Genomic DNA, 11,694 nt, shown 5'->3' with positions numbered 1-11,694 from the left:
CTAATCGCGATTTGCTTTTCTGATAAAGTTTAGTAAAGATAAATTTTACCTCTTCTTTGTACTACTCCTCTCAAATCGTAATCATACCTAGTTTTTTAATTAGCCATTCATAAGGAGAAGATTTAACAATTCAAAATTCAAAATGACGCTCGCAGACTCGCTCTAAGCGAAGCCATGCCGTTCGCGTTAGCGTCTCTGAAAGAGAAGGCTTTACGCTGCGCTAACAAAATTCAAAATTAAAGATATTTCAGACGAGGATTTAGCGAGAAACGCGGTCTTGGGCTTTGCCCAAGTGGAGCGATTTCTCAAGACAAACCCCGACTGAAATGGGTGCTACATGTAGATTGTAGGTTCTTAAACCCTTTAATTTACGATAAAAAATCTTGTAGGAATCAAAAACAAGGTGTAATTAAATACCTTTTGTATTTGCTGTTTTGTGTTGATGCCGCAGTATTTCCCAAATGTTTTCTATGAGAACTGAGGCAGAGAAAATAATATGTTTTTAGACATTGTAGCTAGCCTACAACGGTTATTTGTTGGTTACATTCCCGCCGTTGTATTGGGTAGTTTTGTTGGATATTTCATCGGTATGAATAGCGTGATTTACCAGCTATTTAGACTGATATTTCAGATACCGCATAGTATTCCTCCTATAGCTTTGCTACCTATTGCCCTAATAGCATTTCAAGAGAGCGACACGGCTGCTATTATAGTAGTTTTTATAGGAACTCTCTGGACGATGATCATTAATACAGCAATAGGTATGCGCCATTTTCAGAGACAGAATAATAACTTTCGAGTAGCTATTTTTCATATATTTCATGCCTTGAAAGTTAGCATTTGGGTAGCCTGGTTTATAGTTATTGCCACAGAAATGTTAACAGGCCCAAAAGGACTTGGCTTTACTCTTTGGGAGGCTTATAAAGCTGGCAATACTGATTATATAATCCAGGTGATTATCTACATCGGGATTATTGGCTTTTTGCTAGATCAGTTACTAGATTTCGCAGCTTATATTCTCTCGCAAATGGTTTCAGATGGCAAAAAATCTTCTTAAACTTTATTTAGGCTTGCGGATTGCACCTTGCCAGCTAATAGTTTGCTTGGCAGAACGTATTCCCAACGAACGAGTTGCTATAACTTCAATATCAACATTGACACCAGGGCGTAAAGCTTCGTCAGGAATTTTCAGCTTGCCCAAAGCTAAAGTAAAACGATTGTAGTCACGAGTCACAAGTTCGTTAGGAATATCCCCCTCGTATTCAGTTTTGTAGCCAGAAAAACCGTGTAAGCTATCCTGGGCGCGGAATTTCACGCGAAACTGAGTATTAATGGCATCAGACTTGGCTGCCAAATCCACTATTTTTAAGTTCAGGTTTTGTCCGGCATCGGCAAATTCTGCCACAGCCAACCGGGTGACATCTTTTTTGGCAATGGCATGATTAACGGTAAATGTTGTTAAGTTAGCCTCACTTTTGGTACTACCCTCAACCCATAATTCCTCAGAAAAAGTAATTTCTACTTGTTTGTTATCAGTTAAATTTAGTGTTACAGCTTGATTATCAAAGCTGGTGATGGGTTGTCTTTCTTGCCAAACTATTTGAAAAGCCTCTTCTAGACGTTGTTCAAACTCAAGATAATTATCAGCGATCGCAGCACCAGGCGCAAGTAGAGAAGCTGCCCCTATGCGTTGATTCCACTTGTTCTTTGAGAGGTTGAATTGTTTGTTTACCAGTTGCGAAATTGCTAGCTGCACAGTTGGATTATCAGCGGCCAAAGCTTCCTTGCTATTGACAATACTCAAAGTTCCTAAGCGTCCTTGGCTACCATCGCTACCATCACTGCCATCTCGCCCATCGCTACCGTCACTACATCGATAAACTTTCTCAGTACACTTATAATCAGGGCTACCAGGAGTTCCCTGGCAGGTTTTTACTTCCCATCTCCGTCTGTGACAGTTACAACCCTGCGTACCGTTGCCACCCCGACCGCCGCGCCCACCTTTTCCACCAGTTGCCCTAATGGAAATATTTCGTAAATCTGCCAAATTGCTGTAATACACTGTCAGGGAACCGCCATTTCCCCCATTTCCTCCTTTGCCACCGTTACCGCCATTACCACCATTTGGGGCGCTTATATCGTGGCTGACGCGTTGGGGTTGGGAACCACAGTCAGGTTGATCGCCATGTTCCCCATCTTCCCCGTCTTCACCATCTTTACCCGATAAATCAAGATTTACAGGTGAACCATTGACAAAAATATTTTGGTTTTCACCGCTACCACCATCTCTACCCGATCGCCCATCGGTTCCGGTGCGTCCGTCTCTGTCATAATTTCTAGCTATTTTATAGTATTCATCAGAGGCAACGGCTGGACATAAAACTGAACTAGAGGCAGGCAACAAGCTAGTAAATAAGCAGAATGTCAGTAATAGTGGCAGCTTACTCCTAAAACCATTGTGCATCTAGTTACACCTAAAACTTTAGTTGGATTATCTAGTCCTGACGCTGATTTCCAACAATTTGCTCCCCTTTATTCATTGATATGCCAAAATTGTCGCCCATTTGGAAATAATTTGAGAGATTCAGATCCCCGACTTCTTCAAGAAGTCGGGGATCTTTTTAAGCTGCTGTTGGGTCATCATTGACCTTAACAATCAACTTGCCAAAATTATCACCTCTAAGTAAACCGATGAATGCAGCAGGAGCCTTCTCTAAACCATCAGCTACATCTTCTTTATATTTGAGTTGACCAGACTGTAACCATCCAGAAACATCATGTAAAAATTCATTAAATCGATGTTGGTAATCACGAACTAAAAAACCTTTAATCAAAGCCCGTTTGACTAGCAATGGTCTTAAATTCGGCCCTGGTGGAGTAGATGTAGCGTTATACTCCGAAATCAAACCTACTAGTGGAATTCTTGCCCCAAGGTTGATCTGCTGCAACACAGCTTCTAAAATTACACCTGCGGTATTGTCATAGTAAACATCAATGCCATTGGGGGCTGCTTCTTTAAGGGCTGAATCAAGTTCTTGAGTTTTGCGATTAATGCCAACATCAAAACCTAATTCCTTAACTATATAATCCCGCTTATCGTCACTCCCAACAATTCCTACTACTCGCGCACCTTTAATTTTGGCGATTTGACCTACTACCGCACCCACAGCACCAGAAGCAGCTGAAACCACAACAGTTTCACCTTCTTTCGGTTGACCAATATCAAGTAAAGCAGCATAAGCAGTCAGACCAGGCATACCCAGTACACCTAAACTATAGGATAAAGGTGCTTGAGTGGGATCAAGTTTACGCAGTGTTTCACCTTTAGATACACCATAAGTTTGCCAACCATTACCACTAAGAACAAAATCCCCTACTTGAAATTGAGGATGATTTGATTTAATTACTTGGCTGACTGTACCACCGACAATAACTGAACCCAACTCTACTGGTGCAGCATAAGACTTGCCTGCACTAATGCTACCACGCACGTAAGGGTCAAGAGATAGATAAATGGTGCGGCTAAGAATTTCGCCTTCACCTGGTTCGGGAGTTGGTGTTTCTACTAGAGCAAAATCATTCTCTTTTGGTTCACCAACTGGACGACTTTTAAGAATGATTTGTTTGTTAATTAAATCAGACATCAGTTATTTTCCTCTAAATTAATCTGACCATTTATGAGTATACAGATGTGTGCAAGCATTCCAAAAATACCTCTACCTTTAGTGTGAGACTGACAAAAAATCTCGGATTATTATTTTATGTTTCAAAAAACTCTGCATAACTCGAAAACCCTGATTTTCTCTTCTCCATTTTCGACATAAGCTTAAAAAATAAATTTGGTTATTATATTAAAATACAGTTCATATAAACCCAAAACACTTGTAGAGACGGCGATTTATCGCGTCTTTAAAACCCAAAATTGTTGCCAGTGGCCCTTAAATGAGCCGTATTTTATTATATTACTAATAATCAAAATTAATTAAACAGCTAATTATTGAAAAATCTGCTATTTTCCCACTCACTCCGTAAAATGCTGTAAATATAATCATCCCATAGTTTATCGTCTAACTCATGATGTTCTCTTAAAATTCTATCCCTATGAACTGGGCGGGCGAGACGCCCACCCCACAAAACTTAATTGGATATTTTTTTATTTTCCTTAGTACGATTCGTATCTAAGACAATGTTACTGAATGCTTTTCTAATAGTAACTCCTCTGTTTGTAGCTGTTCAAAAGTATTCTTGACAAACTCTGCTATTTCTATACGATTCCCACCAGGATCGCGGAGGAAAAATCGCACGTATCCGGGAAGTGGTCGTTGATCGGGAATAATTTCTACCCCATGTCTTTTTAGATGTTCCTCAAAAGCGTTCAAGTTATTGACTTGAAAACAATAATGTCGTCTAGATGCTTGGTTATTAGCGTTTTTCTCTGTACTAATGTGCAGTTCAATATCTCCCAATTTATACCATGCTCCTGAATCGTTTTTAATTACTTCAGGTCTGGGAATTTCAGTCAATCCCAAAACTTTGCTGTAGAAAAACAGCATTGCATCCTCCACCTCAAGCGGATAGGTTACCTGAATATGATGAACTGCATCAAGTTTCATAAATTTTTCTCCTAGTTTGGGTTAAATTTGGCAACGCTACAATCACTTTTTGTAGTATTGCTGGCGTATTTCTCAAGTTTTTCTGTTCCAACTCACAAAAAGCCTATGTGACAAGCTTTCCCATGTTGATGCGTTCTTCGACGAGATAGCCAAGTTTTCTATAAAACTCAACGACTTGTGCGTTGGAGACACGAACTTGGAGATTGATTTTGATGCATCCCATCGCTATCAATACCCTCTCTGCGTGTTGCACTAGTTTGCTACCAATACCCTGCCGTTGATACTGAGGGCTGACTGCAACTGTGTATAGCCAACCGCGATGTCCGTCATATCCCGCCATGATCGTACCTACAATTACAGAGTTAATCTCAGCAACGAAAAACAACTCAGGCTGTACAGCAAGCTTCTGACTGATTACCAATTTTGGGCTGCTGTGCGACGGGTTATTAGGAAACACCTCATCCCATAGCGCACTGACTGATTCTGCATCAGATTCTTGGTACGGTCTTATATTCATCTACATCTCAATCAAATGACTTGCCTTTGCACATTGTTTGTGAAATACTACTCTTGAAACTACGGTAAATCGGTATTGTTTGGGTAGTATTGTACAAAACTTACCATAAAACATTTCGTCCTGAAAGCAACTACAGGCTAATCCCTAAGAAAGATGACAAACACAGAAATTCGCACCGCTCAAGTTAAAGTCCCTAACGGAGATTTGCAGATTGATGCTTACTTAGCTGAACCAGTCCAAAAGGGAACCTACCCTGCTGTGATCGTGATTCAGGAAATTTTTGGGGTGAATATTCACATTCGGGAAGTGGCTGAGAAATTTGCCAAAGATGGGTATGTGGCGATCGCACCGACTTTATTTCAACGCACCGCCCCTGGTTTTGAGGGTGGATATACCCCTGAAGATGTGCAGCAAGGGAGAGGTTATAAAGAGCAAACAACAGCAGAAGAAATATTGAGTGATATTAAAGCTGCGATCGCTTACTTAAAAACCTTACCAAATGTCCAAGGAGACGCGATCGGCTCCATTGGTTTCTGCTTTGGCGGTCATGTCGTTTATCTCGCTGCTACTTTACCAGATATTAAAGTTACAGCTTCTTTCTATGGTGGTGGTATTCCCAACTCAACTCCCGGCGGTGGAGAGCCAACCATTACTCATACTGCCGAGATTAAAGGCCCCATTTACGCGTTCTTTGGCCTTGACGATCAGGGAATCCCCTTAGAACAAACCGAACAGATTGAGGCCGAATTGAAGAAACATCAGATTCCCCATGCCATCTTCCGCTATTCGGGAGCAGGACATGGCTTTTTCTGCAACCATCGCGCCAGCTACAATGCCGAAGCTGCTGCCGATGCTTGGAAAAACGTTCAAGAATTGTTCCAAAAGAACCTTCAGCTTCAAAAAGTGTCAACTTAACGCGAAACGGGCAGTTAGAAACCGCGTCTACACAAACAAAAGCTACCGATCCTGGGTTTCAAACCCTTAATTTGACCCTCCGAATTTTAGATTTTAGATTTTAGATTTTAAATTGTTTTTGGTTCAAGCCCCGCCCCTGGTGGGCGGAACAAATCTAAAATCGTCAATTTAAAATCTTTAAGCTGTGTCCCCTTGTGGGCGCAGTCAATCCAAAAGACGCTCTCTACGAGACGTTGCGCGTAGCTTGCTTCTCTGTAAGAGTACGCGGACTCGCTAACGCTGCGCTATCGCAAATCTAAAATCCAAAATTGTTTGACTTTAGTCCGCAGAGGCGGACAATGCCAGTGTAGCCGCGAATTCTATGAGACTGTTGGTCAATTCATGGTGGGTTTGACCCCTCACCCCTAAAATATTGGTTTGGCGTTGCATTCCCGCCCTGAAATAAATTTCGGGCTAATAGTTCAAGTCCGTTGAAACGGACTGAAATCAGAATAGTGAGGAATGATGGGTTAGACCCCCTATTAATTCGCCAACAAGTCTCATTCTATTTGCCAGGGCTATTCGCTAGAGGCGCACATATGTGCGCCTCTACGATTGAAAATCGGCAAGCAAGTATTAACCAAATAGTCAAAGCCAAATAATAGCAAAGTCTCACATCCATGATGGAAAATCAACAGAAGATTGCAGATTTGTTTGCCAAAGAAAAAGTGATTCCTAAACACATCAGTATTAAGGAAGCGATGCTGACTAGCGAACAATATGCAGCCATCACACCAGAAACCATCAGTCAGAAATAGGGACAGGAGATAGGAACATGGAAGTTTTTTGGTATTTACCGACACAGGGAGATGAGCGTTATTTAGGTACTACAATTGGCAGACGAGCAGCCACTTATCCCTACATGCAGCAAATTGCCCAAGCTGTTGATAAATTGGGCTATGGTGGGATGTTGATTGGTACTGGACAAAAACAAGATACTTGGATTGTTGCGACTTCCTTAATTTCAGTTACAGAACGCTTGCGGTTTCTTGTCGCTTTTCGTCCGGCAATTATGTCGCCTTCATTAGCAGTGAGGATGGCTGCTACTTTTGACCAGATTTCTAACGGTCGAATTATTCTGAATGTGGTGACAGGTGGCGACACCAAAGAACTTGCAAAAGATGGGATTTTCTTAGATCACGATCAGCGTTATGAACTCACAGATGAGTTTTTGACAATTTGGCGATCGCTCATGCAGGGTGACGAAGTAACCTTTAATGGTCGTCATCTCAAAGTTAAAGGCGCTAAACTCCAATTTCCTCCCGTACAAAAGCCTTATCCCACCTTATATTTTGGTGGTTCTTCAGATGCGGCGCTCCAAGTTGCTGCCAAACACATTGATGTCTATTTAACTTGGGGTGAACCACCAGATCAAGTTGCTCAAAAAATTGCCAAGGTACGCCAATTAGCCGCCGAACAAGGTAGAACGGTACGTTTTGGGATTCGGATGCACGTTATAGTCCGCGAAACTACGGAACAAGCTTGGGATGCAGCTAATGAACTGATTCAGTATGTCGATGATGAAACCATTGCTGCTGCACATCAGCAGTTTGCTCAATCTGAATCAGAAGGACAACGCCGCATGGCTCAACTGCATAAAGGCGATCGCCAAAACCTAGAAATTAGCCTCAACTTATGGGCAGGTGTGGGCTTAGTGCGTGGAGGTGCTGGTACTACCTTAGTCGGAGATCCAGATACAGTTGCAGCACGAATGCTGGAATATGCCGATTTAGGAATTGATACCTTTGTTTTCTCAGGGTATCCCCATCTCGAAGAAGCTTATCGAGTTGCAGAATTACTGTTTCCTCGCTTACCGTTACAAACACCAGCGATCGCATTACCGCAGCAAGTTGCAAGTACATTTAGTGAATTTGTCACCAAAACAGATTTACTCAAACCCCAGCCAGTGTAAAAGGGACTGGGGATTGGTAGTTTTTTCCAAATTAGGAGAAAGAGAAATAATGAGTACAAAAAAACCTCAACTTAGACTAGGTGCATTCTTGCCCAGCACTGGCCATCACGTAGCGTCATGGCGACACCCCGAAGCGCAAGCTGACGCTGGTTTGAACTTTCAACATTATAAAAGGCTGGCACAAACGGCGGAACGCGGCAAATTTGACATGATCTTCTTTGCAGACGGCGTGGCTGTGCGCGATGCCTACGGCGGGCTACGCCAACGCAATCAAAGCCCCGACGTTTTGAGCCGTAACGGTAAACTCGTCCACTTTGAACCTCTCACCCTGTTGTCGGCTCTATCTGTAGTCACAGAAAACATTGGTTTGACAGCAACAGTATCCACCACCTACAACGAGCCTTATCACCTCGCCCGCAAGTTTGCATCACTAGATTATCTCAGTGGCGGTCGTGCCGGTTGGAATCTCGTGACTTCCGCTACTGAAGCTGAAGCGCTGAACTTCAATCGGGAAAAGCACATGGAGCATACCCTACGTTATGAGCGTGCCAAAGAGTTTGTAGATGTCGTCACTAAACTTTGGGATAGTTGGGAGGACGATGCCTTCTTACATGATAAAGAGTCGGGTATTTACTTTGATCCCAATAAACTGCACGTTCCCAACCACAAAGGCGAACATTTTTCAGTGCGCGGCCCGCTAAATGTGGCGCGTCCCATCCAGGGTTATCCGGTGATCATTCAAGCTGGATCTTCCGAGGATGGTAAGGATCTGGCTGCACAAACGGCGGAGGTAATTTTCACTGCCCAGCAGACTTTGGCAGAAGCTCAGGCTTTTTATCAAGATGTGAAGGGGAGACTAGCTCAATACGGACGCTCACCTGACCATCTCAAGATTATGCCTGGTGTATTTCCAGTCATTGGCAAAACTGAGCAAGAAGCTAAGGACAGATTCGATCAGATTCAAGAGTTGATCGATCCGGTGGTCGGCTTAAATTTGCTTGGTTCAATGATTGGTGGATTTGACCTATCCGGCTATCCGTTGGATGGGCCCTTGCCGGATTTACCAGATACTAATGGCGGTAAAAGCCGTCAGCAACTTTTGACTGACCTGGCTCGCAGAGAGAATTTAACGATTCGACAACTGTATTTATGGATCGCTGGAGCGCGTGGGCATCGTCAGATTCTAGGCACACCTGAACAAATTGCCGATCAATTAGAAGATTGGTTTGTCAATGGCGGGGCAGATGGCTTTAATATCATGCCACCTTGGTTGCCGGGAGGATTGGATGAGTTTGTCGATTTGGTAATTCCTGAATTGCAACGTCGCGGTCTGTTCCGTACAGAGTATGAAGCACGAACCCTACGCGAGAATCTTGGTTTACCTCGTCCGGTAAATCAGTTTAGCAAAGTTGCGGCTGTCGCTGAAGCTGCGATCGCTTAACTTTATTTCAGGACTTACGCAAAAGTATGAGAAAACGAACCGCATACTCCTACGGAGAAGCAAGCTACACGCAGCGTCTCCCCTTCTCCCAAAGGGAGAGGCTAGTGCCAAGGGAGAAGGACGCATTCGCGCAGCGTCTCGTCAGAGAAGGATACGAAGGAATAGGAGTTTCAGAGAGGAATGGCACTAAGAAAAGATACAGCCCTTGCTCTGACTGGTTCCCAGCCTCCAGGCTGGGAACCCATTCTGGGAGGCTCCGCCTCCAGTAGCTTGACGAGAGGCAGAGCCTCTTTTAAATACATTCCCAGCCTGGAGGCTGGGAACGAGGTGACACAAGCCTTTGGGCTTTTCTTAGTGCCATTCGTTTCAGAGAGTTTTTGCGTAAGTCCTAGCAATATTCAATATCGCCATCACCAAAGTTAAGGCTTGATTTCTGGTGGGGTTATCGCAGCATATTCTTCAGGCGTGAGAGTCACATCTTTAACATTAATCTTCTTGCTAATGAATTTTTGCTTATAGAACAAGTCAGATATTTCTTGCTGTCCTGCTATAACTTTATCAGTAATCCGCCTCAAGCCAAAACGCCGCCGTTTGACCATTGTTTCCAACGTTGGTAAATCAAGCTTGGAATCACGCCCGATAATTTGGGCTACTTCTCGTGGATTTGCTTCAGACCATTTGCCTAATTTATAGACTTCTTCAAGGACAATTTTTACTAGTTCAGGGTTTTCTTTAACAAAACTACGTGCAGCTAACCAGTAACCTCCTTGGGTTGAAAGCCCTTTAGCATTGCGGAGAATCCGAACTTTTTCTGTTCTTTGAAATATAGCCAGATGGGGATCTCCTAATACAGCTGCATCAATACTCTTACGCAATAACGCTGCACGAGTTTCTGGTGCTATGAGATTGAGATGTTTGACATCTTTTAGTTCTAGTCCTCCTTCCTGCAAAGCTTTAACCACAAAGTACTGACTAGCAGTAGCTCTTTGAAAGGCAATTTGCTTACCTTTTAAATCAGCTATAGTCTTGATCGGAGAGTCTTCTGGGACTACGATCGCAGAACCCTCACCAGTACCCGGTATAGTATTAGCAAGCAAAACAAAAGGAATACCACTTGCTTGAGCAAAGATGGGTGGAGTTTCACCAACAGCACCAATATCCAAACTGCCTACATTCACTGCTTCTAAAAGCTGTGGCCCGGCGGTAAATTGTGCCCACTCTACCTTAATACCCAATGGGTTCAAGCGTTTCTCTAAAACTTGTCTCGATCTAGTTATATCCGCAGCAGTAAAATAACCTATTCGTAACACCTTCGTTTTAATGCCATTAGAAGCGGCGACGGCAGCTTTCTCTGGTGTATTCGGTGTCTTACAACTAACTAGAGTTGTGGATAGGGTAAATACTCCAGCCATTAATAATATTAGAAAGTTGCGTTTTTTAGCTACCATAATGTGATGACAATTTTCTGATGTTTAAGGTTTACTGTAAATGCTTAAGGCTTAACTTCCGAAGATTTAAAGCAGTAGAATATGTGCTACTGGCAATTGGTTAGAAACTGAAATGAAACTTTTAGCTGATAAATTTAATTAAGCAGCCTTGAAAATAGTGCATAATCTCGACCAGATTTTAATCTACGGTAAATCAATCAAGTTACAGTATTTTTTGATTGCACGGATATTATCATAGACTTCTGGAAGAATCAAGCAGCAAATAAATACAGGCAGACTTGACAGGAGAAATGTCAATAAGGTTCGGTTAAGTAAGGTTTTTTGATGAAAATTATAGAGCGCAAATATCTGATAAATCGCCGTCAAGACGAAAGACTGATTCTTGTAAAGACGGCGATTCATCGCGTCTCTTGTCTTAACCGAAAAGTATTGGGTAGGGGCACAGCAATCCTCATTAGTGTCAACTTAAGCTGAAACTCCTTTAAAACCTCGTTTCCAGCCGGAGGCTGGAAATGCTGATCCTGGCGGCAGAGCCGCCAGTAAGGGAGGCGGAGCCTCAAAGACGAGCATTCCCAGTCGGAGACTGGGAACGAGGCAATCAAATCAAGGTTTTGAAACCCAGGATCGGTAGCTTTTGTTTGTGTAGACGCGGTTTCTAACCGCCCGTTGCCCTTACAACAGATGTGGTTCAAATACATGAAAACTGCTGTAACTAGACAATTTGCTCAAGCAACTTGTTCAAGTTAGGCAAACTTGCGCCACAGTGTAGGAGTAACTTGAGTTAGATTTAGATGTTGAAATACCCTTTG

12 protein-coding genes are annotated in these 11,694 nt (G+C 42.9%); 6 read left to right on the top strand and 6 right to left on the bottom strand.

The window, feature by feature from the left end:
- The first annotated feature begins 496 nt into the window (after positions 1 to 496).
- A complete protein-coding gene (locus V7K76_RS01605) occupies positions 497 to 1,057 on the top strand; it encodes a nitrate transporter (RefSeq protein ID WP_334779368.1) in 561 nt (186 codons plus the stop codon).
- A 3-nt stretch (positions 1,058 to 1,060) separates the two neighbouring features.
- Here V7K76_RS01605 and V7K76_RS01600 read toward each other — a convergent pair whose 3' ends face one another.
- The 4 genes from V7K76_RS01600 to V7K76_RS01585 form a co-directional block, all read right to left on the bottom strand.
- A complete protein-coding gene (locus V7K76_RS01600) occupies positions 1,061 to 2,464 on the bottom strand; it encodes a collagen-like protein (RefSeq protein WP_334779369.1) in 1,404 nt (467 codons plus the stop codon).
- Between the two features lie 157 nt (positions 2,465 to 2,621).
- Positions 2,622 to 3,644 carry an NADP-dependent oxidoreductase gene (locus V7K76_RS01595; protein ID WP_334779370.1) on the bottom strand — a complete coding sequence of 341 codons (1,023 nt, stop codon included), beginning with the start codon at positions 3,642 to 3,644 and terminating at the stop codon, positions 2,622 to 2,624.
- A 534-nt stretch (positions 3,645 to 4,178) separates the two neighbouring features.
- Positions 4,179 to 4,613, bottom strand: coding sequence for a VOC family protein (locus V7K76_RS01590; RefSeq protein ID WP_334779371.1), 435 nt, complete (start codon positions 4,611 to 4,613; stop codon positions 4,179 to 4,181).
- A 103-nt stretch (positions 4,614 to 4,716) separates the two neighbouring features.
- Positions 4,717 to 5,130 carry a GNAT family acetyltransferase gene (locus V7K76_RS01585; protein WP_334779372.1) on the bottom strand — a complete coding sequence of 138 codons (414 nt, stop codon included), beginning with the start codon at positions 5,128 to 5,130 and terminating at the stop codon, positions 4,717 to 4,719.
- Between the two features lie 153 nt (positions 5,131 to 5,283).
- On the opposite strand from V7K76_RS01585, the gene V7K76_RS01580 reads away from it, so the two are divergent.
- The 5 genes from V7K76_RS01580 to V7K76_RS01560 all read left to right on the top strand — a co-directional run bounded on the left by V7K76_RS01580 (position 5,284) and on the right by V7K76_RS01560 (position 9,860).
- Positions 5,284 to 6,045: a dienelactone hydrolase family protein gene (locus V7K76_RS01580; RefSeq protein ID WP_334779373.1), complete on the top strand. Its 762-nt coding sequence runs from the start codon at positions 5,284 to 5,286 to the stop codon at positions 6,043 to 6,045.
- A 659-nt stretch (positions 6,046 to 6,704) separates the two neighbouring features.
- Positions 6,705 to 6,842: a hypothetical protein gene (locus V7K76_RS01575; protein WP_334779374.1), complete on the top strand. Its 138-nt coding sequence runs from the start codon at positions 6,705 to 6,707 to the stop codon at positions 6,840 to 6,842.
- A 17-nt stretch (positions 6,843 to 6,859) separates the two neighbouring features.
- Complete coding sequence (gene ssuD / locus V7K76_RS01570; RefSeq protein ID WP_334952215.1) at positions 6,860 to 7,996, top strand: FMNH2-dependent alkanesulfonate monooxygenase; 1,137 nt, start codon at positions 6,860 to 6,862, stop codon at positions 7,994 to 7,996.
- A 49-nt stretch (positions 7,997 to 8,045) separates the two neighbouring features.
- The gene (locus tag V7K76_RS01565; protein WP_334952217.1) at positions 8,046 to 9,437 is read left to right on the top strand and encodes an LLM class flavin-dependent oxidoreductase; all 1,392 of its coding nucleotides are present in this window, start codon (positions 8,046 to 8,048) and stop codon (positions 9,435 to 9,437) included.
- A gap of 180 nt (positions 9,438 to 9,617) precedes the next feature.
- Positions 9,618 to 9,860, top strand: coding sequence for a hypothetical protein (locus V7K76_RS01560; RefSeq protein ID WP_334779377.1), 243 nt, complete (start codon positions 9,618 to 9,620; stop codon positions 9,858 to 9,860).
- On the opposite strand, the gene V7K76_RS01555 is transcribed toward V7K76_RS01560, so the two are convergent.
- Entirely contained in the window at positions 9,857 to 10,885 is a 1,029-nt protein-coding gene (locus V7K76_RS01555; protein ID WP_334779378.1) for an aliphatic sulfonate ABC transporter substrate-binding protein, read from the bottom strand. The two genes, V7K76_RS01560 and V7K76_RS01555, sit on opposite strands and share 4 nt — an antisense overlap.
- 183 nt (positions 10,886 to 11,068) lie before the next feature.
- Positions 11,069 to 11,287, bottom strand: a complete 219-nt coding sequence (locus tag V7K76_RS01550; protein WP_334952220.1) for a hypothetical protein — start codon at positions 11,285 to 11,287, stop codon at positions 11,069 to 11,071.
- Positions 11,288 to 11,694: the final 407 nt, after the last annotated feature.

Source organism: Nostoc sp., from assembly GCF_036917975.1.
In the GTDB taxonomy this organism is placed as follows: domain Bacteria; phylum Cyanobacteriota; class Cyanobacteriia; order Cyanobacteriales; family Nostocaceae; genus Nostoc.
The sequence above is the reverse complement of the archived record's forward strand: the minus strand, read 5'-3'. Positions and strand labels throughout refer to the sequence as shown.